Origin of the sequence: Paractinoplanes rhizophilus, from assembly GCF_042664765.1 — a bacterium.
In the GTDB taxonomy this organism is placed as follows: domain Bacteria; phylum Actinomycetota; class Actinomycetes; order Mycobacteriales; family Micromonosporaceae; genus Actinoplanes; species Actinoplanes rhizophilus.
On the sequence record NZ_JBHTBJ010000002.1, the window covers coordinates 370434 to 391294 of the forward strand.

A 20861-nucleotide genomic window follows, 5' to 3' on the forward strand; every position below is an offset into this window, starting at 1 on the left:
AAGCGTGGCCATTCATCAACGCAAGCCCGTGGTCACCCCAGCACGCAAAAGCCGGTGGCCACGCCCCAAGGACATGACCACCGGCACAACGCTCGTTTCTCCGGGCCCGCCGTTTCTCCGGGCCCGCCGTTTCTCCGGGCGCGGTTATCGCGCCCGCTTGGCGGCGACCTTCCGCCCGGTTGCCGCACGCCCCGAGCCGGCGCCCGGAGCGTTCCCCGCCGCCGCCTTCCGCGCCGCCGCGGCCGTGGCCGCCTTGGCCACCTTGGCCGCGTTGGTAGCCGACGTCTTGGCGGTCGGGCTCGCCTTGGCCACGTTGGTAGCCTTCGCCACGTTCGTGGTCTTGGCCGCCCGCCCGCGCGCCGTAGCCGTCTCGTTGGTAGCCGACCGCTTGGCCGCCTTGACCGGCGCCGCCCGGTTGGCCGCCTTGGCCGCCATCGACCCCGCCAGCCCGGCCCGAGCCGCGCCCGCCTTACCGGCAGGCGCCTTGCCGACAGGCGCCTTACTGGACGCCGCCTTGCCGGCAACCGCCTTACCGGCCACGGTCTTGCTCCCGGTCATCCCGCCGGCGGTCTTCTTGGCTGTCGTGGCCGTTGCCCGCCCGCCGACGACCTTGGCCGCGGCATTTTTCGCCGTGCCGACCGCCTTGGCCGCCGTCTTGTTCGCCGTGCCAACCGCCTTGGCCGCCGTCTTCTTCGCGGTCGTCGCCTTGGCCGCCGTGCTCTTGGCGACCTTCGTCGCCGCCGTCTTGGTCGGCGCGGCCGTCTTCTTCGCCGTGCCAACCGTCTTGGTCGGCGCGGCCGTCTTCTTCGCCGTGCCGACCGCCTTGGCCGGCGCGGCAGTCTTCTTCGCCGGGCCAGCCGTCTTGGCCACCTTGGCCGGCGCGGCCGCCTTGGCTCGAGTCCCCGCAACCTTGGCGGCGGTCTTGGCCATGCCCTTAGCGGACGCCGACCGGGCCGCCTGCTTGTTTGCCGTCGCCGTATCCGACTTGCCGGCCGCGGCTCGCGCCGCACCCCGGTTGGCGGCCGCCGTCGTGGCCGCCGCCGACTTCGCCGCCGCGCTCCGGGTGCCCGCGGTCCGGGTAGCCGCCGACTTCGCCGCCGCAGTCTTGGTCGCCGCCGACTTCGCCGCCGCAGACCTGGTCGCCGCCGACTTCGCGGCCGTGGTCTTGGTCGCCGCCGACTTCGCCGCCGCAGTCCTGGTCGCCGCCGACTTCGCGGCCGTGGTCTTGGTGGTCGGCTTGGTGGCGGTTCCGCCCGTGGTCGTCGACCGGGCCATCGTCGCGGTCTTGGCGGCCATCGTGCTGGCCTTGGCCGCCCGGGTGGCCGCCGTCGTCTTCGCCGTGTTCCCGGCCGCGGTCATACCGGTCGCCTTCCTGGTGCTCTTCGCGGCTGTGCCCATCTTGGCGGCCGACGCCCTGGCGCTCGCGGCGGTGGCCGTCCTCGCTGTGGCGGTCTTCGCCGCCGGCGCCTTCGCGGTCGCCTTGGCCGCCGCTGCCTTTGTGGTCGCCTTCGCCGCCGCGGCCTTCGTGGACGCCTTCGCCGCCGCGGCCTTCGTGGTCGCCTTCGCCGTCGCCGTCTTTGTGGTCGCCTTGGCCGCCGCCTTCTTGGCGGTGGCCGCGCCGGCGCTCGTGGTCTTCGCCGCGCCCGTCGCCCTGGCCGCCGCGGCCCGGGCCCGCGTGGCCGCCCTGCCCGCCGCCTTGGCGGCCGCCGCGGCTGCCTTCTTCATCTCGGGGTCCGGCTTGACCGTCGGCATCCCGCTGATCGAGCCGATCGTCGTCAGCATGTCGCCGGTGCGGCTGCGCCGCCCCACGTTGCCGCCCGCCGAGCGGACTCCCGACTCGGTGGGCTCGTCCAGATCCGGCGCCGGCGGCATCGAATCGTCCATGTCCGCCGCGGGCGTGGGCTCCGGCGGAATCGTCGCCGACATCATCCCCGGCATCGGGCTCAGCGCCGCGGCCGCCCGCCGTGAGGTCACCGGCCGCCGGTTGATGGCCGGCCGGGCCGCCTTACGGACGGCGGACGCCGCCTTGTTGGGCGAGGTGGGCTTGGGCACGGCGGGTCGCGTCGTGGTGGTCGTACGGATGGCGGCCTGGCGGGCGGCCCCGGCCGTTCCCCGATTCGCCACCGGCTTCGCGGCAGCCGACTTCGAAACGGCCCGCTGGGGAGAGGCCTGCTTCGAAACGGCATGCTGAGAAGCGGCCTTTTTCGAACCGATTTGCTGGGGAGCGGCCTTTTTCGCTGCGGCTTGTCGGGGGACGGCGGCCTTCCTCGCCGGCGCCTTGGCGACGCCTGCGGTCTTTTTCCCGGCGCCTGTGGATGCTCTGGTCGGAGCCTTTTTGGCAGCGGCCATCAGGGTGTTCCTCCTTGCGAATGACTGCGGGCTCGTCTCCGCCTGGAGACTGCGAATTCCGGCGTGGACACAGGGGGTCGCGTGCCGGTGCTAGCTGACCTCCCCGGTCCAGCGGGCATCCTCGGCGTCCCACTCGGCATTGCGCTTCTCGACGGTTTCGAGTGCCCGCGTCGCTTCGTCGGCCGTGGCGTAGGGACCGAGCCGGTACTGGGCGGGACATAGGTCGTCGCCGGTCTCGACACGGCGGTCGCGAAGGCACCAGAAATAGCCGCCTCCGCCGGGCCCACTGTCGTTCATGTAATCACTCTGCACCTCAAACCGACCATCCGCCACCGATTCGGGCAAAAAGTCCCAATTTTCCACAGTGGAGGTGAAGTGATCTCAACAAAAACCGCCCCGGCCATGGTCGGCCGGGGCGGTTCTCGGGAAGTCAGAAACCTACAGCTCGGCGGCGACCAGCTCGGCCACCTGGACGGCGTTGAGCGCGGCGCCCTTGCGCAGGTTGTCGTTCGAGACGAAGAGCGCGAGGCCGTTCTCCACCGTCTCGTCGGCGCGGATGCGGCCGACGTACGACGGGTCGCGGCCGGCCGCCTCGAGCGGGGTCGGCACGTCGGAGAGCTCGACACCCGGCGCGGTCGCCAGCAGCTCCCGGGCCCGGGCCGGCGTGACCGGCCGGGCGAAGCGGGCGTTGAGCTGCAGCGAGTGGCCGGTGAAGACCGGCACGCGGACGCAGGTGCCGGAGACCAGCAGCGACGGGATGTCGAGGATCTTGCGGCTCTCGTTGCGCAGCTTCTGCTCCTCGTCGGTCTCGTCGCGACCGTCGTCGACGATCGAGCCGGCCAGCGGCAGCACGTTGAAGGCGATGTTCTTGGCGAACGAGCGGGGCGCCGGGAACTCCACGGCGGAACCGTCGTGGGTCAGCTCGGCGGCCCGGTCGGCGACCTTCTTCACCTGCTCGTCGAGCTCGCTCACGCCGGCCAGGCCGGCGCCGGAGACGGCCTGGTACGTGGTGACGACCAGCGCGACGAGACCGGCCTCGTCGTGCAGCGGGCGCAGCACCGGCATCGCGGCCATGGTCGTGCAGTTCGGGTTGGCGATGATGCCCTTGGGCCGGTTGCCGGCCGCAAGCGGGTTGACCTCGCTGACGACGAGCGGGACGTCCGGGTCCATCCGCCAGGCCGACGAGTTGTCGACGACCACCGCGCCGGCGGCGGCGACCCGCGGCGCGAGCTCCTTGGAGCTGCCCTTGCCCGCCGAGAACAGCACGATGTCGAGCCCGGCGAAGTCGGCCGTCGCGGCGTCCTCGACGGTGACCTCACCGTCCTTCCACGGGAGCGTGCGACCGGCGCTGCGAGCGGAGGCAAACAACCGAAGCTGGTCTACAGGAAAGTCGCGCTCGGCCAGGATGCGTCGCATGACGCCGCCCACCTGTCCCGTCGCGCCCACAATGCCGATCCTCATGCCGACAAAAGTACGGCCTGACGTGCCCGGGAAGAAATCGCTTAACTCACCGCGTACCAAATAATGGGATCTTTCTCTCAAATAGAGAGACGGCGGGGTTAGTTTCGGAGGCATGGCGACCTACACGCACGGACATCATGAGTCGGTCTTGCGCTCGCATCGGTGGCGCACCGCAGAGAATTCGGCGGCATACCTGTTGCCCCGGCTGACTTCCGGGGTCTCGGTCCTCGACGTCGGGTGCGGCCCCGGCACCATCACGGCCGACCTCGCGATGCTCGTCACACCGGCCCGCGTGACCGCGCTGGAGGTCACCGAGGAGGCGCTCGACCTGGCCCGCGCCGAGATCGCCCGGCGCGGCCTGGCCAACATCGACTTCCGGGTCGGCGACGTGCACGCGCTCGACTTCCCGGACGACACGTTCGACGTGGTGCACGCCCACCAGGTGCTGCAGCACGTGACCGACCCGGTGGCCGCGCTGCGCGAGATGCGCCGGGTCACCAAGCCGGGCGGCGTGGTGGCGGTGCGCGACAGCGACTATGCGGCCTTCACCTGGTTCCCGGAGGTCCCCGAGCTGACCGAGTGGCTCGATCTCTACGAGCGGGTCGCCCGCGGCAACGGCGGCGAGCCCGACGCCGGGCGCCGGTTGCTCGCCTGGGGGCGCGAGGCCGGCTTCACCGAGCTGACCGCGACCTCCAGCACCTGGTGCTTCGCGACGCCGGCCGACCGCGCCTGGTGGGGCGGCATGTGGGCGGAACGGGGGCTGAAGTCCGATTTCGCCGCCACCGCGGTGCGCACCGGCGCCGCGACCGAGGCGGATCTCCGGCGCATCTCGGACGGGTGGCGGCGCTGGGCGGCCGACCCGGACGGCTGGTTGTCGCTCCTGCACGGCGAGCTGCTGGCCACCGCCTGAACCGCCGCCTGAGCCCGCCGATACGGCGCTACCGCACGCCTGGCGGCTGGCCACCGCCTGAGATCGAGTCGGGCTTGAAGCCCCAGTGCCAGCTCTCGCGGGAGGCGGTGTTGAAGTATCCGTACTTCGCGCCGTTCTCCCGCACCCAGGCCAGCGCCTTGGCGTTGAGGTCGAGGTCGGCGGCCATGCCCCAGCCGTGTTCGCTGGTGCCGGGCTTGGCCGCCAGCCCGCCCTGGGAGTACAACCCCTTCCGCCGGACGAGGTCGACCTGCTCGGCGTACGGGCGGTAGGAGTCGGTGATCCCGATGTGCACGCCGTCCTTCTCCGCGTCCGACATCATCCGGGTGAGCGCCTCGGCCGCCGGGCCCCAGAGCTTGTGCCGGGTGGTGCCGACCGGCTCGAGCTCGCTCGCCGGGATCTTGCCGTTGCCGTACGCCTCGAGGTCGGTCGGGATCCCCTTGCCGTTCAGCGAGTAGCTACGGCCGGACGCCGGCGTCTGCGAGACGGCGTCGGACAGATAGCTGGCGAAGTCGTCCCCGCCCGCGCCGGTCGACGACGTCGTGCCCGACTGCGCGGTGCGGCCGGCCTGCTGGGTCTGCAGCGCGATGATCCGGCTCTGGATGTCGGCGATCCGGTTGTTCACTCCCTCGATTCCCACACCATTCCGTTCGGCGCGGGCCTCGAAATCTGAGCGTCAGCCCGCGATCGGCAGCGAGATTGTGTGCCCGGTCTCCGACGCCTTGGCCTGCGGGACGGTGACCGTCGTGCGAACCGGCATGGCCAGAGCAATCGGCCGGCCGGGCGAGAGATGAGGGTTAGATCGGGACCGGCTCGCGCCGCTCGGCGCCCTCGAGGCGCTCCACCAGGGCCAGCTCGACCTCGGAGGTGGTGTTCCGGCCGTGCGGGAGCATGTTGGTGATCAGCACGATCAGCGCGCCGATCCCGGCGTAGAGACCGAGCACGACGAGGTGCTCGTGGATCGGGGCGGCCGGGAAGTAGAGGTCGTCGCGGACCGCCTGCACGCCGGCGCCGGTCGGCAGGTTCTCGCCGAGGCGCCGACCGAACGCCGGCAGGAACTCGGGCAGGATGCTGGCGCCCGAGATCACCGTGCCGAGCGTGAAGTACATCGCGCCGATCAGCGCGCCGGCCGGGCCGAGCAGCGCCACCGCGCCGGCCGTGGACGCCGTGATGGCGAGCGAGATCAGCGAGAAGATGCCGAGCATCTCGCCCCGGTCCGCGGTCTCGCCGACACCGAACCAGGTCATCGACCAGAGAATGACGGCGGCGGAGCCCACGGCGTACCCGATCAGGATCGACACGTGCGCGATGCCGCGCCGCCAGGAGCGCCGGGCGCGCGGGATGAGCCGGCCGAGGCCCATCGACGCGATCGTGCCGCCGAGCGCGAGCGCCTGGGTGAGGAAGCCGAGCGAGACGCCGTTGACGTCGTCGCTGGGCAGCGGCACCACGTCGGTGATCGCCGGTGGCGTGTTGAGGCCCTGCGCGTCGCTCACCCGCATCGTGTCGCCCTGCTCGGCGAGCGCGCTCAGGGTCTCGGCGGTCTGCTGCTGCACGACGCTCGTGTAGGTGGTGCGCAGCAGCGTGGCGGCCGGCACCCCGGCGGCGCTCGCGACGTACAGGTGCGGCTTGCTCGCGGTGATGTCGACGCCGCCGTACACGTCGCGGCGCTTGATCGCGGTGATCAGATCGTCCGAGGTGGCGTAGTCGGTGATCCGGAAGTAGTCGTTCCGGGAGAGCAGGGCGATCACGCCGGCCCGCTTGGCCGGCGGCGAGACCAGGCCGACCGGCAGGTGGTGCGGTTGCGCCTTGTGCCCCATGCCGAGGTAGTAGGCGGTCAGACCGAGCTGCACGAGTACGCCGATCACGCACACCGCCAGCGCGAATCGCCGGAACCGCATGAGCGACTCCACCTGCTGCTCCTCCGGTGCGACCACACCAGCAGCATTACGGACGAAACCGGATCATGCGGCCGTTTCGCCGATGCTCGCCCAGCGGGGAGGCGTCGCGCCGGCGGCTCGGCCGGCGCGTGATTCTCCGGACGCGGCTGATCGGCTCCGGAATACCGATCGGCCGTCCCCCGGGTTGGAATTCTCACCAAAAATGGCACGCCTGGCCGGAAAACGCATCGCCGATCCGGAAGACGCGGACCGTCCGGACGACCCAATTCACCTTTCCCGAGGGAAGCCGCATCAAGCACCACCAATGCCCGAAAGTCCCTTTTCACGATCGCGTGACTCACGTGACCAGGTCTTATGTGGATCTAGCCACTCCTGTGACGTGTCCTGCGTTGACGTGCAACTTGCACGACTCATAGTGTCGAGGGCGTGACGGTGGGTGGTATCCGGGGTAACCGGCCCTGCCTGGCGGCACAGGACAAGCACGGGACAAGCACGGGACACAAGCGGCCGAGGAGCCTTCGATGACTGTCACGATCGGCATCAACGGAATGGGCCGGATCGGCCGCAGTATCACGAGGATTGTAGCGGCGGCGGGTGATTCCGGAATATCCATTGGCGCCGTGAACGACCTTACGTCGACCGAGAAAATGGCGTACGGGCTGCGCCGGGACAGCATTCGCGGCTCATTTCCCGGCACGGTCACGGCCCGCGCCGACCACCTTGTCGTCAATGACCACGCGATTCGCGCCTTCCACCACCCGCGCCCCGAGCGCATCCCGTGGGCCGACGCCGGCGTCGACGTCGTCATCGAGGCCACCGGCCGGTTCCGGGCCGGTACCAGCGCCCGCCGGCACATCACCCACGGCGGCGCCCGCAAGGTAGTGATCAGCGCGTCCGCCGACGACCCCGACGCCTTCCTCGTCTACGGCGCCAACCACCACGTCTACGACCCGGCCCTGCACGACGTGGTCTCCCCCGGCTCGTGCGGGGTCAACGCGCTCACCGTGATGGCCAAGGTCCTGCTGGATCGATTCGGCCTGCGCTCGGTGAACACGTCGGTGATGCTCGCCGTCCAGGGCTGGCAGAAGGCGCAGGACACGGTGGTGGGCACCTCCCGCGAGGACCCACGGCTCGGCCGGGCCAGCGGCGAGAGCATCATCCCGCACAATTACGTCGTCGGCGACCTGGTGCGGGTGGCGCTGCCCGAGATCGGCGAGATGCGCTACAGCTACTACTGCGTGCCGACCCCGATCGGATCGCTCGCCGAGCTGTCCGGCCAGACCCACCGGCCGGTGAGCGTCGAGGAGGTCAACCGGGCGATGGCTCAGGCCGCCGCGGGGCCGCTGCGCGGGATTCTCGCGTACGACCCGGACCCCACCGTCTCGATCGACGTGAAGAACAACCCGGCGTCCTGCCTCTTCGACCCGTCCGGGACGCAGACGACGGCCGACGGCGGGGTGAAGGTGCGGGGCTGGTTCGACAACGAGTGGGGCCTCTCCAGCCGCTGCCTCGACCTGGCGCGCCTCGTGGGTGAAGCGTCGCCGGTCGCCTCGCGGCGGGTGAGCTGGAGCATCGCGTAGGCGGCCCGGCGGCCGGCGGGCCGTGCCGCGTTAAAGTCGTGGCGATGATTGACATCGGGGATGTGCGGGCGGCGGCACGGCGGATCGGCGATCGGGTGCGGCACACCCCCGTCATGCGGGCCGGCCCCGGCCTGTGGTTCAAGCTCGAACACACCCAGCACGCCGGCAGCTTCAAGACCCGCGGCATGGTCAACCAGATCGTCGCCGCCGCCACCCGGGGCGTCCTGCCCTCGGCCGGCATCGTCGCGGCGTCCGGGGGCAACGCCGGCCTGGCGGCCGCCTACGCGGCGCGCGAGCTGGGCGTTCCCGCCGAGGTGTACGTGCCGTCGACCGCCCCCACAGTCAAGGTCAACAAGCTTCGCAAGCTGGGCGCGTCGGTCGTGCAGACCGGCAACGAGTACGCCGAGGCGTACGCGGCCGCCGTCGAGTGGGCCCAGGCGTCCGGGGCGTACTTCTGCCACGCCTACGACGACGAGGACATGGTCGCCGGCAACGGGACGCTCGGCCTCGAGCTGCTCGACCAGCTGCCCGGCGGCTTCGACACCGTGCTGGTCGCCGTCGGCGGCGGCGGCCTGATCGCCGGCATGATCGCCGCCCTCCGTCCCTCCGACGTGTCGGTCGTCTCGGTCGAGCCCACCACCTCCGCGGCCCTGCACGCGGCGCTGGAGGCCGGCGGCCCGGTCGACGTGCCGGTGTCCGGGGTGGCGGCCGACTCGCTGGGCGCGCGGCGGGCCGGCGACATCGCCTTCGCGCTGGCCCGGGACGCCGCGATCCGGTCGTTGCTGGTCGACGACAAGGCGATCGTGGACGCCCGCCGCCGGCTGTGGGACGACTACCGGCTTGTGGTCGAGCACGGGACGGCGGCCGCGTACGCGGCCCTCACCTCCGGCGCCTACATGCCGGCGCCGGGCGAGCGGGTCGTGGTGCTGCTCTGCGGGGCCAACACCGATCCCTCGGATCTCGCCTAGCCGTTCGCCCGGCTCAGCTCTCGTCTCGCCGGATCGCCCGGCACAGGTCTCGGCTACCGGATCGCGCGGTACAGCAGGATCAGGCCGATCACCGTGCCGAAGGTGACGATCAGGTACCGCAGGACCTTGGCCGGCAACCGGCGGGCCAGCTTCGCCCCCGCGTACCCGCCCACGATCGTCGCCGGGGCGAGCACCAGCACCGACCCCCAATGCACGTCCGCGAAGATCGCGAAGACCACCACCGTGACCAGTCCCACCGACGCCGACAGCACGTTCTTGAGGGCGTTGATCCGCTTCAGCGGCTCGTCCAGGATCAACGCCAGCGCCGCCACGTACATCACCCCGAGCGCCGCCCCGAAGTAACCCCCGTAGATCGCCCCCACAAAGACAACCAGCTGAAGCGTGACCGCGGCCCGGCGCGCCGACATGTGCCGCGGGTGCCCCACCAGCCCGCGCAGCCGGTCCTGGAACGCCAGCGTCGCCGCCGCCCCCAGCACCAGGAACGGCACCACCAGCTCGAAGACCCGCCCCGGCGTGAGCAGCAACAGCGCGGTCCCCGCCACCGACCCCACCACGCTGGTCGGGATGATCGCCCGTACCCGGCGGCCCTGTCCGGCCAGGTCGGCCCGGCTCCCCACGACGCTCGACACGTATCCCGGAAAGACGGACACCGAGTTCGTCACGTTGGCATCGACCGACGGCAGCCCCGTCGCGATCAGGCTCGGAAACGTGATCAGCGACCCGCCCCCGGCGATCGCGTTCACCGTCCCCGCCGCCACACCGGCGACGAGCAGCAGAAGTATGTGCGAGAGATCCATGGTGGGTGTGAATCTACGGCCTCAACCCGCCACCCGTAGAATTCTTGGTGACGGACGAGTCGGCCGGGCGGTCGCGTCGGCACTCCCCGCTTCGGGAGGTGTCACCGAGGAACGTCCGGACTCCGAAGAGCAGGGTGGTTGTTAACGGCAACCCGGGGCGACCCGCGGGACAGTGCCACAGAAAACAAACCGCCGGCCCGCAAGGCCGGTAAGGGTGAAACGGTGAGGTAAGAGCTCACCAGCACCCCGGGCGACCGGGGTGGCTAGGTAAACCCCACCCGGAGCAAGGCCAAGCAAGGCCGGGGTTCGCGAGAGCCCCGACCGGCGCAGGCGCTCGAGGGCTGCTCGCCCGAGCCTGCGGGTAGGCTGCATGAGCCTGTCGGCAACGGCAGGCCGAGATGGATGACCGCCCCCGGCGAGAGCCGGGACAGAATCCGGCGTACAGGCCGACTCGTCCGCCATCCCGCAAGTCAGGACTTTCGCCATCTTGGGCGTCTTGACCTCTTCCGCGTCAAGGAACGATCACTTCGTACTCGGTGATCCTGCGACAACGCCTTTCCCAACTGAGCCCGCCACACCGCCACCGATGCCTCGTCACCCGGCGTCCCAGCGACCTCGACCACCGCCGCGCGGACCGGCTCGCCGCGACCCGAGGCGAACAACCGGCGCGCCAACCGCCGGCACAGGCTCACCATCGCAAACCGGCCATTCGGGCGAACGCGTCCGGCCGGCGGCCGGCGACGGCTCGATGGCGCACGGAGCCGGTCCGCGGCGGCGGGGGCCGCGCCCCTGCGGTTGTCGCGCTCCGTTCCGCGTACGGGAAAAAATGCGCAAGAAATGCGACAAGCGCGGCCACCGGCCCGAAGTCGGCCCGGCTGACCATTGATTCGGCGCTTGTGGACGTTTAGCTTCCTCGATTAGGAAACTTTGTTCACCGTTTACGCCCCTGGAGGGCTCATGCGCGGTCTGACCCGCCGTCTCGTCGCCGTGGCCGCTGTGGCTGCGTCGATCGTGGCGGTTTCGCCTGTCGCGGCACAGGCGCATGGCAGGAGCAAGTCCTACGTCAAGGTCGGCTACTTCACGCAGTGGGGTATCTACGGCCGCGACTTCCAGCTCAGCAAGGTGCAGAACTCCGGTGCGGCGGCGCGGCTGACGCACCTCAACTACGCGTTCGGGCCGGTCACGGCGGATGGCGTGTGCGCGTCGGCCGATCCCTGGGCGGACTGGCAGACCCCGTTCTCGGCGGAGCTCAGCGTCGACGGGGTGGCCGACGTCGCGGGGCAGCCGATCGCGGGCAACCTCAACCAGCTCGCGGAACTGAAGGCGAAGAACCCGAAGCTGCGGGTGCTGATCTCGCTCGGCGGCTGGACCGGGTCTGCCTATTTCTCGGACGCGGCGCTCACCGGCGCGTCACGCAAGAAGCTCGTCAGCTCCTGTATCGACTTGTGGATCAAGGGCAATCTGCCTGGCCTCTCTGCCGGGGTCGCGGCGGGCATCTTCGACGGGATCGACCTCGACTGGGAGTGGCCGGGGTCGGAAGGGAACGCCGGCAACGTTATCCGCCCGCAGGACAAGCACAACTTCACTCTGCTGACAGCAGAGTTCCGGGCGCAGCTTGACAAGCTCGGCAAGTCCACGCGCAAGCACTACGACCTGACGGCGTTCCTGCCGGCGGCGCCCGCGAAGGTCACGGCCGGGTTCGAGGGCAAGATCTTCAAGTACCTCGACTTCGGGACCGTGCAGGGGTACGACTACCACGGGTCCTGGGAGCTGCGGTCGAACCAGCAGTCCTCGATCTACGTGCCGAAGGGCGCACCGGACAATCCGGACTTCTCCGCCGACGGCGCGATCAACGCGTGGGTGCGGGCGGGCGCGCCGAAGCGGCAGCTCGTCCTCGGCCTGCCCTACTACAGCCAGGGCTGGACCGGGATCACCTCGGGCGGGAACGGCCGGTTCGCGACGGCCACCGGTCCGGCGCCCGGCGTCTTCGCAAACGGGACAGAAGACTACAAGACCGTGAAGAACCTGCCGGGCTTCCGGCTGTACCGTGACTGGCGGGCCGGCAACTCCTGGCTCTTCGACGGCACCACCTTCTGGACCTACGACGACCCGGCGCAGATGCTGCAGAAGACGCTCTACATCCGGGCGAAGGGCCTGGGCGGGGCGATGATGTGGTCGCTCGACGGCGACGACGAGAAGGCGTCGCTGACGAAGGCCATCAATCTCGGGCTGACCTCGTAAGGGTGTTTTGCGCGGGCGTGGCGGTGCCGTTGAGCGCACCGCCGCGCCCGTTCGGCGCACGGTGATCGACTCGCTTCACCCCGCCTCGTTAGCGTTTTCGTGGGCCACATCCCCGGCCCACCAGAATGCTAGGAGGTGCGGCTGATGGCCGAGCCTGAATCTCCCGAAACGCCGCCGGAGGAAACCGGGGCGGAAACCCCGGCGGAAAGCCGGGCGGAAACCCCGGCGGAAGCCCCGGTGGCACGCAAGTCCGATCGAAGCCCGTGGAACTGGCTTCTGCTCATCCCCATCGTGGTGCCGCTGCTGACGTTCATCTACAACCACGACGCGCCCCGGATCGGCGGTTTTCCCGCCTTCTACTGGATCCAGTTCCTGTTCATCCTGGTCGGCGTGGCGACCACCAGCCTTGTCTACCGGATGACGAGGCGGTGACCCGATGAGCGACCACATCACCGAAATCATCATCTTCACCGCGCTGTTCCTGCTGGTCAGCGGCATGGGATTCGTGGCGGCGCGGTGGCGGGCGCCGAAGGACATGGCGCATCTCGACGAATGGGGTCTGGGCGGCCGCAGCTTCGGCGGCTGGATCACCTGGTTCCTGGTCGGCGGCGACCTGTACACCGCGTACACCTTCGTCGCCGTGCCGGCACTGATGTTCGGAGCCGGCGCCGCCGGATTCTTCGCGGTGCCCTACACCGTGATCATCTACCCGATGTTCTTCCTGATCCTGATCCGGCTCTGGTCGGTGTCGCATCGGCACGGCTTCGTCACGCCCGCCGATTTCGTCCGCAGCCGTTTCGAATCCCCCACGCTGGCCCTGCTCGTCGCGATCACCGGCATTGTCGCCACGATGCCGTACATCGCCCTGCAATTGGTGGGCATCGAAGCCGTTCTCAAGACGATGGGCGTCACCGGCGACAGCATGCTCGCCCGGCACGCGCCCATCATCATCGCCTTCGCGATCTTGGCGGCGTACACCTATCAGTCCGGCCTGCGGGCGCCCGCGCTGATCGCCTTCGTCAAGGACACATTGATCTACATCGTGATCCTGGTGGCGATCCTCTACCTGCCGTACAAGCTGGGCGGCTGGGGCGGCATCTTCGATGCGGCCGACAAGAAGTTCCAGGCCAGCCCCAATCCCGGCGACGGCATTCTGCTCAATGCCAACAACCAGCTCCAGTACGTCACCTTGGCGCTCGGCTCGGCGCTCGCGCTGTTCCTCTACCCGCACAGCATCACCGGCGTCCTGGCCAGCCGGAATCGCAACGTCATCAAGCGGAACATGTCGGCGCTTCCGGCATACAGTTTCCTGCTCGGCCTGATCGCGCTGCTCGGCTTCATGGCCATCTCGGCCGGCGTCAAGCCGCTGCCCGGCTCGAGAGCGGGCACGGTCGACAGCAACACCGTGGTGCCGCTGCTGTTCGACCAGCAATTCCCGTCGTGGTTCGCCGGCATCGCCTTCGCCGCGATCGGCATCGGCGCGCTCGTTCCCGCCGCCATCATGTCGATCGCCGCGGCCAACCTTTTCACCCGCAACATCTACAAGGAGTACTTGAAGCGCGACGCCACCCACGCCCAGGAGGCGCAGGTCTCGAAAATCGCCTCGCTGGTCGTCAAAATCGGCGCGGTCGCCTTCATCGTCTTCCTCGACCCGCAGTTCTCCATCGACCTGCAACTCATCGGCGGCGTCATCATCCTGCAAACCGCGCCCGCGGTGGCGCTCGGCCTCTACACCCGCTGGATGCATCGCGGCGCGCTGATCGCCGGCTGGGTGGCCGGCATGGGCCTCGCACTGTGGATGCTCTGGCAGATCCCGAACGCCGCCGCCAAGCGGGCACACTTCGGCGGTTCCGCTTTCCCGCTCGAGAAATTCTGGTTCTTCGACTCCCCGAAGACGATTTACGTCGGCTTCGTGGCGGTCGCGGTCAACCTTGTGGTAGCCGTTCTGGTGACATTCCTGTTGCGCGCCATGAAGACCCCCGAGGGCGCGGACGGGACCACCCCGGACGACTACTTCGCCGACGAGGGCGACCCCCGCGTCGACAAGAGCACCACCACCGTCGAAACGATTTCGTCCACTTGAGACAGGGCCCGCTCCGGGTCGGAGAACGCCGCAACCCCGCCGTGGGTGCGGCGTTCTCGCCTTTCTCGCGCAATTTTTGATCGTACGGGCGGAGGGGCGCGACAAACGCAGCCGCGGCGCACCCGGCGCGCGGGACCGGCCACTGCAACTCAAGGCCGTCCCCCCGCCGCCGGGCCAAGCGGCCTTAGATTGCTTGGGTGGATCTTTCCGAGCTGGGCACGCCGATCTGTCCGGCGGGCTCGGCTCGACCGCGCTGAGCCTGGCGAAGGCCCCGGCCTCGACGACATCGAGCCGGCCATCTTCCACTCGGTCCTCGACGGCTACGTCGCCCCGGGCGGAGTGTTGCCGCCGTGGGGGTGATGAAGACGTGCTGAGCTGGGCGCCATGGCCAGGGCGCGTGCGTGGTCACGACAAGTGCGCCCGTCACCCGTGCGGGTGGGTGGCCGGCGCTTGCCGGGCGGCGTTTGCCGGGCGGCGGCCCCGCGTTTGGCTCGCTTGCCGGCGCCGCACCGTCGATCTTGATGAACTACGGCTTGTGGCGAACGGAATTTCATCACCGCTAGTCGCTCAGGATCAGCGTCCGCCCGATTTAACCTGATATATAAGGGCAGCCGTAGCTACGACGTCCACAATGTGGACTCCTTCTCCCAGTCACCGGGACGCACGGCTACCCCGGTCCGAGCTGGTTCGATTGCATGATCGACGGCTGGCTGGGGCACACCAGCGACCCCGCTCAGGTGATCCGCTGTCAGCGCCTTGCCCGCAGGTGCCGTCAAGCATAGCCTGACAGGCGTCAGGGCAACCCTGACAAACTGCGACCGCCGGAGGAATCATGACAAGCGAAACGCACGCCGCCGCGACGGCAACCGCGTTGTCCTGCTCCTTCTGCGCCAAGCCAAGCTCGGCCGTCGAGAAGGTGATCGCCGGCCCCGGCGTCTACATCTGCAACGAGTGCGTCGGGCTGTGCAACGACGTCCTCCGTTCCGAGCAGGGCGATCCTGCGGCCTCCGACGCACAGCTGTCAGCCTGGGAGAACGGCCTGACAGACGAGCAGATCCTCGATCAGCTTCCGCGCTTGGCAGCGGCCGCGGCCCAGGCCGAGGCCGGCCTCCAGCGACTGGTCACCATCCTGCGGGAACGCGGGGTAACTTGGGCACGCATCGGCACGGCCCTTGGGGTTACGCGGCAATCCGCATGGGAACGCTTCTCCGGCGACGAGTAGCGCCCGCGGGCCAACTACATCGGTGGATCTAACTGTCGATGGCGACGCCGGTCTGCAGGTAGGTTGTCGGACGGCCCCGTCGACGCGCGGCCAGGAAACTGGGTCTCCAATCGGAGAGTGGGAAGTCACCGTCGTAGCCGCGCAGGTACGCAATGCCGGTCGCGGTGGCCCGGCGCAAATGTAACCGACCTCTGGTTACATTTCAGCCTAGGTCATTACATTTGAGTTCCATTCGCGCTCTCCGCCGCCAGCCGCTCGCCGTCGACCGTCACAGGGCGGTTCGCATCGTGCGGCTGGTTGCCGATGGCCTCGGTGATCAGGCCGGAGCTGGCGAAGAAGTCGGCGAACAGCACGGCGAGCGGTCAACCTGCTGCGCGAACGAGGACTGGTCTACACCGTCCCGCAGCGAGGAACGTTCGTGAGTCCCAAGTAACCTCGGCCAGAGCGACGACCAAGACTTGGAGGATGGCGGACGAGTCGGCCTGTACGCCGGATTCTGTCTGCGTTGAACGCCGCGCGCGGCCAAAGTCATACACTGCGTCGATGTCCGAGACCGACGCTCGGCGCCCCGAGGATCTCCGGTTCCTCTCCGGCATCATTCTGGTGTCCGGCGACCCCGCTCGCCTGGTCGCCTTCTACCGCGACGTTCTCGGCCTGCCCCTCGCCGAGGAACAGCATGGCGACTCCGAGCCGCATTGGGCGTGCGAGCTTGGCGACGTCCACTTCGCCATCCACCCCACCGCCGACTACCCGGGCGAGCCCGCCGCCACCGGCGCGGTCAAGCTGGCCCTCATGGTCTTCGACCTGGATGCGTTCGTCGCGTGGCTGTCCGGCCGTGGCGTCGAGCTCTGCTACCCGCCGGTCGCGTTCGGCACCCAGTCGCGGATCACCGCGGTCTGCGACCCGGACGGCAACCTCGTGGAGCTGACCCAGCTGGGCCCGGCCTGGCTGGACCACCTCCGCGCCAACCGGGCGGCCGGCGGCGATCTCGTCGCACACTGGACCGGCCGCGGGCGGTGACCTTAGGCTGGGCCGGTACCGCGCGGTAGCGGCTCGTCCATCGGCATGCCCGCCTGGAAGGTCCGCTCATGATCCGTCCGTTCGTGCGGAGTGACCGCGAACAGGTCACCTCTCTGGTCAACGCGCACATCGCCGCCGTCGTCCCCGGCGCCTCGGTTTCCGTTCAGGCCCTGATGAGCCAGCTCGAACGCGAGCCCGGCGAGTTCATCGTCGACCGCTGGGTGCGCGACCGGGTCACCCTGGTGGCGGAGCAGCGCGGCCGCGTCGTGGCCGCCGCCCATCTGCTGCGGTACAGGGACGACGCCGACACCGCCGAGAACTACCGCGACGCCGGGGAGATCCGCTGGCTGGTCTGCTGGCCGGACGCTCCCTACTGGCCGGACGCCGAGGCGGCCGGCGAGACCCTCGCGGTCGCCTGCCACGCCCAGTTCCAGCGGTGGGGTGTGGCCCGCCGGTACGCCGACGGCCAGCTGCCGGCCCCGGGGGTCTACGGCGTGCCGGAGCAGTGGCCGCACATCCGGGCCCTCTACGAGCGGATCGGCTTCCGCCACGAGGGCCGCACCGAAATCGTCCACATCGCTCGCGTCGACCGGCTCGACCGGCCGGAGATGCCGCTGGCCACCCGCCGCACCGTCGGGATCAACGGCACCCGGATCACCGCGGTCCGAGGGGCGGAGGATGTCGGCTACATCGAGGTGGACACCAACCTCGACGCCGGACCGCGGATGTCGCGCCTCGGCACCTGGGCCGACGTCGGCAACCTCTGGGTCGAGCCGGCCCACCGGCGCCGGGGCATCGGCCGCTGGCTCGTCGGCCAGGCCGCCACCTGGCTGGATCTCGGCGGAGCGACCCGGCTTCTCGACTACGCCGACGCCGACGAGCAGGACTATTCGGCCTTTCTCGCCGCGGTCGGCTTCACCGTGCTGACCCGCACCGCCCGCACTTTCGTCGGTTGAATCAACAGCGGAACGAGATCAGGCCTCGTTGGCCGCCCACCATTCCCGGTCGAGAATCCCCATGCGCACTTGGTCGTGCCACTTGCCCGCGCGGAAGACCGCTTCGCGGTCGCGTCCCTCTTCGACAAAACCGGCTTTCGCGTACGTGTGGATCGCGCGCTCGTTGAATCCCGTCACCACCAGCTGGATCCGGTGGAGCCCCAGCTCGGTGAAGCCGTACCGCACCATCAGCCGGGTCGCCTCGGCGCCGTAACCCCGGCCCTGGTGCGGCGGCCCGATGATGATGGCGAAGGTCGCCGTACGGTTGTGGGCATCCGCCCCGAAGAGCGCGACGTGACCGAGCACCGTGCCCTCCGCCAGGTTCACCACCGTGAAGCCGGCGTCGGTGCCCGCGTTGCGATTCCACGTGCGGAACTGCTCGGCGATCGGCTCGGCCGGGCGCGGGTGGTACGGCCCGGCGGTCTGCGTCACCATCACGTCCGGGTCCTGCCACCACGCCACCAGCTCGGTCAGGTCTTCCTCGCGCAGCTCACGCAGCCGGATCCGCTCACCGGTAAATGGGTTCATGGTCCGACGATAACGACGCCCGCGCCGGCCCGCGCCTGCACGTCTACGCCGGGCGCGGCATCGCTCCAGCCATTGGCGGTGAACGATTGCCCGCCGGGCACGCCCTGATGGGTCTGCCCGAAGAGGGTCACTGTCCCGGCGCCGGCGGACGCTGTCACGCGGACCGGGGTGCCGGCCGGCAGGCGTACGCGAAATTGGTCGACGCCGCCGGTCATCGCCACCGCAACCACCCGCGACGGGCGCGCCAGTGCCACGTCGATCAAGCTCGCACCGCCCGCCAGCGAAATCTGGTCGGTGGCCGCGCCGGACATGTCGATGCGCATGTCCCGCGCACCGCCGGTCATCCGCAGCGTCCACGTCACCGACGAGTTCAGCAGCACGTCCACGACCGCGTCGCCGCCACCGACCCGCAGCCGCACCTCCCCGCCGTCCCGATCGACGCCCGGCTCCGAGCCGGCGTCGGAGGACGAGGAAACTCGGACCCGGTAGAGGTCGTCGCCGAGCGAGGCGGCCCGCACCCGCACCGAGGCGGCGCCGTCGAGAACCTCGAAGGAGGCGCTCCGCAGGCCGCGCAGGGGACCGGAAATGGGGCCGGAGTCGGGGCCGGAGGACGAGCGGGACAGGGACCCGATGATGACCGCCGCGAGGCCGAGCGCCAGCACGGCGGCCAGCGCGATCCCGATGACGGCGGCCGGACGCTTCATGCCGATCGACTTTCCCCGATGCGGACGGCGCTACACCCGGTTGCGCATGTGCTCGGCCAGCGCCTCGGAGAAGCGCTCGAGCACGTCGGCCAGTTCCTTTTTCTCGTCGTCGGTGTAGTTCTTGAGCACCGCGCCGTAGACGACCTTGCGCGCCTGCCGCACCGCGTCGACCTGGGTGAGGCCCAGCGGGGTGGCCGCGATGACCGTGCCGCGGCCGTCGGTGGGGTCGGGGCGGCGCTCGATCAGCCCGTCCTTCTGCAGGGCGGTGACCTGGCGGGTGACGGTCGAGCCGTCGAGGTTGAGCGCGGCGGCCAGCACCGAGACGTTGAGCGGGCCGTCCTTCTCCAGCTGGCGGAGGATCACGTACGCCGCGCGGTCGAGCGCCCGGTGCGGCGGGCCACCGGTGGACCGGCGCGTGGCCTCGCCGAGCCGCATCAGGATGGCCATCTGCGTCTCGATGCTGCCGAGCACGTCGTCATCGCTCATAGCTGCATCTTACAGCGACCTGGCCGGACGCCATACGGCGGCCGGCCGACCCCATCCCCGTGACGAGCACGACAATCAGCGTAAACGACGTGCGCCGATCCCCCGATCCGCCCCGCGAACCCGCGAAGATCATCAAGGTGGCGACGCGTGCCCGGCGCAGCGCCGGAGCAGGCTGGAGGTGTGTGACGGCCATGGGCCAGACGCTGGACGAATCCCGACCAGCCGGTAAGTATTTATCGGTGGGCTACGCGAAGGGCCGCGCCAAGCGGCGCGACATCCTCGACCAGGCGACCGCGCTGTTCGGCGAGGCCGGCTACCGCGGCACGTCCCTGCGCGAGATCGCGGCCCGATGCGGCATCTCCCACCCGGGCCTACTGCACCACTTCCCCACCAAGGAATCGCTGCTGCTGGCGGTGCTCGCCCACCGCGACGAGGTCGACCAGGAGCGCGTCACGGCCGGGCACGCGTCCGGCGCCGCGGCGCTGCTGCGCCTGGTCGACGTGGTCGCGCTCAACATGACCCGCCGCGGCATCGTCGAGCTGTTCACCGTGCTCTCGGCCGAGGCCACGGCCGCCGATCACCCGGCGCACGGCTACTTCGTCGATCGATATTCGCGGATAGTGCGCGAAATCGAGGAGGCGTACGCCGAGGCCCGCGCGGCCGGCGACCTGCGCCCCGGGATCGATCCGGCGCGCGCGGCCCGCGACCTGGTCGCGCTCATGGATGGCCTGCAGATCCAGTGGCTGCTGGGCGATCCCGGGCTCGATATGGCCGCGGCCGTGGCGGCTCATCTGCGCGCCCAGCTAGCGGAACAGCGATCGTGACCAGGACCAGCGCGCGCACCGCGTCGCCGAGGCCCCGGTCGGCCAGCACCGGCGGGTGGATGCTGTGCATGACCGCGCGCAGGTCGTCGAGGGCCGAGCGGGCGATCGACCGCGCCTCCTCGAGCAGCACCGCGACCCGATCCGGGTCGCGCCGCAGCAGGTCGCCGGCGAGGCCCAGGGTGAGCGCGAGCGACACCATCGAGCCTGGTCGAGGCGGCTTTGCGGGACGAGGAGCCTGGAACCCGTCTGGTGGTGGTGCCACTACCCCTATCCGTTGCGGATGAGGACTCGGCGGGCGACAAGAGGTCCACTGGGACGAAAGGAGGGTGGTCACGTGTTCGATGACAACGGATCTTTCCTGCTGGCGCTGTTCGAGTTCTTTCTCTTCTTCGCCTGGTTCATGTGCCTGTTCTGGATCTTCGGGGACCTGTTCCGGGACAAGACCGTCAGCGGGGTGGGCAAGACCCTGTGGAGCCTGTTCCTGATCATTTTGCCGCTGCTCGGCATGCTGGTGTACCTCATCGTCCGCGGCGGCGGCATGAGCGACCGTGCTCTGCGGGACGCGACCGAGGCGCAGAAGCGGCAGGAGGCGTACATCCGGTCGGTGGCGTCACCCGCCGACGGCAAGCGCAGCGCCACCGAGGAGATCGCCTCGGCCAAGTCGCTGCTCGATTCCGGTGCCATCACGGCGGCCGAGTTCGACCGGCTCAAGGCGAACGCGCTGGGGCAATCCGCGGCGCCGACCGCCGCCTGACC

23 protein-coding genes and 1 other RNA gene are annotated in these 20861 nt (G+C 69.9%); 13 read left to right on the forward strand and 11 right to left on the reverse strand.

Annotation, left to right across the window (positions count from 1 at the left end; translation table 11 throughout):
* Positions 1–144: 144 nt before the first annotated feature.
* Entirely contained in the window at positions 145–930 is a 786-nt protein-coding gene (locus tag ACFQS1_RS05595; RefSeq protein WP_378964972.1) for a hypothetical protein, read from the reverse strand.
* On the opposite strand from ACFQS1_RS05595, the gene ACFQS1_RS05600 reads away from it, so the two are divergent.
* Positions 929–2191, forward strand: a complete 1263-nt coding sequence (locus ACFQS1_RS05600) for a pentapeptide repeat-containing protein (RefSeq protein ID WP_378964973.1) — start codon at positions 929–931, stop codon at positions 2189–2191. The genes ACFQS1_RS05595 and ACFQS1_RS05600 overlap by 2 nt on opposite strands.
* 248 nt (positions 2192–2439) lie before the next feature.
* Here the strand turns inward: ACFQS1_RS05600 and ACFQS1_RS05605 are convergent, their stop codons facing one another.
* Positions 2440–2646, reverse strand: a complete 207-nt coding sequence (locus ACFQS1_RS05605) for a hypothetical protein (protein ID WP_378964974.1) — start codon at positions 2644–2646, stop codon at positions 2440–2442.
* Positions 2647–2787: 141 nt separating this feature from the next.
* On the reverse strand, positions 2788–3810 hold the full coding sequence (locus ACFQS1_RS05610; RefSeq protein ID WP_378964976.1) for an aspartate-semialdehyde dehydrogenase: 1023 nt from the start codon (positions 3808–3810) through the stop codon (positions 2788–2790).
* 112 nt (positions 3811–3922) lie between these two features.
* Here ACFQS1_RS05610 and ACFQS1_RS05615 point away from each other — a divergent pair, with 112 nt between their 5' ends.
* Entirely contained in the window at positions 3923–4720 is a 798-nt protein-coding gene (locus ACFQS1_RS05615; protein WP_378964977.1) for a class I SAM-dependent methyltransferase, read from the forward strand.
* Between the two features lie 28 nt (positions 4721–4748).
* Here ACFQS1_RS05615 and ACFQS1_RS05620 read toward each other — a convergent pair whose 3' ends face one another.
* Together ACFQS1_RS05620 and ACFQS1_RS05625 are read right to left on the reverse strand one after the other, a co-directional pair.
* Positions 4749–5378: a M15 family metallopeptidase gene (locus tag ACFQS1_RS05620; RefSeq protein WP_378964979.1), complete on the reverse strand. Its 630-nt coding sequence runs from the start codon at positions 5376–5378 to the stop codon at positions 4749–4751.
* A gap of 157 nt (positions 5379–5535) precedes the next feature.
* Complete coding sequence (locus ACFQS1_RS05625) at positions 5536–6672, reverse strand: ABC transporter permease (RefSeq protein WP_378964980.1); 1137 nt, start codon at positions 6670–6672, stop codon at positions 5536–5538.
* A 485-nt stretch (positions 6673–7157) separates the two neighbouring features.
* Here ACFQS1_RS05625 and ACFQS1_RS05630 point away from each other — a divergent pair, with 485 nt between their 5' ends.
* Both ACFQS1_RS05630 and ACFQS1_RS05635 read left to right on the forward strand, forming a co-directional pair.
* Complete coding sequence (locus ACFQS1_RS05630) at positions 7158–8216, forward strand: type I glyceraldehyde-3-phosphate dehydrogenase (protein WP_378964981.1); 1059 nt, start codon at positions 7158–7160, stop codon at positions 8214–8216.
* 44 nt (positions 8217–8260) lie between these two features.
* On the forward strand, positions 8261–9184 hold the full coding sequence (locus ACFQS1_RS05635) for a threonine/serine dehydratase (RefSeq protein WP_378964982.1): 924 nt from the start codon (positions 8261–8263) through the stop codon (positions 9182–9184).
* Between the two features lie 53 nt (positions 9185–9237).
* Here ACFQS1_RS05635 and ACFQS1_RS05640 read toward each other — a convergent pair whose 3' ends face one another.
* Positions 9238–10002, reverse strand: a complete 765-nt coding sequence (locus tag ACFQS1_RS05640; RefSeq protein WP_378964983.1) for a sulfite exporter TauE/SafE family protein — start codon at positions 10000–10002, stop codon at positions 9238–9240.
* A 55-nt stretch (positions 10003–10057) separates the two neighbouring features.
* On the opposite strand from ACFQS1_RS05640, the gene rnpB reads away from it, so the two are divergent.
* The 5 genes from rnpB (at position 10058) to ACFQS1_RS05665 (ending at position 15548) form a co-directional block, all read left to right on the forward strand.
* Positions 10058–10460: RNase P RNA component class A (rnpB, locus tag ACFQS1_RS05645), an RNA gene on the forward strand.
* A gap of 499 nt (positions 10461–10959) precedes the next feature.
* A complete protein-coding gene (locus ACFQS1_RS05650; protein ID WP_378964984.1) occupies positions 10960–12243 on the forward strand; it encodes a glycoside hydrolase family 18 protein in 1284 nt (427 codons plus the stop codon).
* Positions 12244–12387: 144 nt separating this feature from the next.
* A complete protein-coding gene (locus ACFQS1_RS05655) occupies positions 12388–12675 on the forward strand; it encodes a DUF3311 domain-containing protein (protein WP_378965045.1) in 288 nt (95 codons plus the stop codon).
* A gap of 4 nt (positions 12676–12679) precedes the next feature.
* Positions 12680–14326 (forward strand): monocarboxylate uptake permease MctP, encoded by a 1647-nt coding sequence (gene mctP / locus ACFQS1_RS05660; RefSeq protein WP_378964985.1) that lies wholly within the window; start codon positions 12680–12682, stop codon positions 14324–14326.
* Between the two features lie 832 nt (positions 14327–15158).
* Positions 15159–15548 (forward strand): ClpX C4-type zinc finger protein, encoded by a 390-nt coding sequence (locus ACFQS1_RS05665; protein ID WP_378964986.1) that lies wholly within the window; start codon positions 15159–15161, stop codon positions 15546–15548.
* A 215-nt stretch (positions 15549–15763) separates the two neighbouring features.
* Here ACFQS1_RS05665 and ACFQS1_RS05670 read toward each other — a convergent pair whose 3' ends face one another.
* Positions 15764–15901, reverse strand: coding sequence for a hypothetical protein (locus tag ACFQS1_RS05670; RefSeq protein WP_378964988.1), 138 nt, complete (start codon positions 15899–15901; stop codon positions 15764–15766).
* A gap of 190 nt (positions 15902–16091) precedes the next feature.
* Between ACFQS1_RS05670 and ACFQS1_RS05675 the strand changes: the two genes are divergently transcribed.
* Together ACFQS1_RS05675 and ACFQS1_RS05680 are read left to right on the forward strand one after the other, a co-directional pair.
* The gene (locus ACFQS1_RS05675) at positions 16092–16568 is read left to right on the forward strand and encodes a VOC family protein (RefSeq protein ID WP_378964989.1); all 477 of its coding nucleotides are present in this window, start codon (positions 16092–16094) and stop codon (positions 16566–16568) included.
* A 68-nt stretch (positions 16569–16636) separates the two neighbouring features.
* The gene (locus ACFQS1_RS05680) at positions 16637–17524 is read left to right on the forward strand and encodes a GNAT family N-acetyltransferase (protein WP_378964990.1); all 888 of its coding nucleotides are present in this window, start codon (positions 16637–16639) and stop codon (positions 17522–17524) included.
* A gap of 18 nt (positions 17525–17542) precedes the next feature.
* Here the strand turns inward: ACFQS1_RS05680 and ACFQS1_RS05685 are convergent, their stop codons facing one another.
* Genes ACFQS1_RS05685 through ACFQS1_RS05695 form a run of 3 tightly spaced genes read right to left on the reverse strand, consistent with a single transcriptional unit; the run spans position 17543 to position 19281 of the window.
* Complete coding sequence (locus ACFQS1_RS05685) at positions 17543–18091, reverse strand: GNAT family N-acetyltransferase (protein ID WP_378964991.1); 549 nt, start codon at positions 18089–18091, stop codon at positions 17543–17545.
* On the reverse strand, positions 18088–18795 hold the full coding sequence (locus tag ACFQS1_RS05690; protein ID WP_378964994.1) for a hypothetical protein: 708 nt from the start codon (positions 18793–18795) through the stop codon (positions 18088–18090). The genes ACFQS1_RS05685 and ACFQS1_RS05690 overlap by 4 nt, the downstream gene beginning before the upstream one ends.
* 30 nt (positions 18796–18825) lie before the next feature.
* Positions 18826–19281 (reverse strand): MarR family winged helix-turn-helix transcriptional regulator, encoded by a 456-nt coding sequence (locus ACFQS1_RS05695; protein ID WP_378964995.1) that lies wholly within the window; start codon positions 19279–19281, stop codon positions 18826–18828.
* A gap of 191 nt (positions 19282–19472) precedes the next feature.
* On the opposite strand from ACFQS1_RS05695, the gene ACFQS1_RS05700 reads away from it, so the two are divergent.
* Complete coding sequence (locus ACFQS1_RS05700; RefSeq protein WP_378964996.1) at positions 19473–20105, forward strand: TetR/AcrR family transcriptional regulator; 633 nt, start codon at positions 19473–19475, stop codon at positions 20103–20105.
* Here the strand turns inward: ACFQS1_RS05700 and ACFQS1_RS05705 are convergent.
* Positions 19999–20304, reverse strand: coding sequence for a histidine kinase (locus tag ACFQS1_RS05705; protein ID WP_378964997.1), 306 nt, complete (start codon positions 20302–20304; stop codon positions 19999–20001). The two genes, ACFQS1_RS05700 and ACFQS1_RS05705, sit on opposite strands and share 107 nt — an antisense overlap.
* A 135-nt stretch (positions 20305–20439) precedes the next feature.
* Here ACFQS1_RS05705 and ACFQS1_RS05710 point away from each other — a divergent pair, with 135 nt between their 5' ends.
* Complete coding sequence (locus ACFQS1_RS05710; protein WP_378964999.1) at positions 20440–20859, forward strand: SHOCT domain-containing protein; 420 nt, start codon at positions 20440–20442, stop codon at positions 20857–20859.
* Positions 20860–20861 lie beyond the last annotated feature (2 nt).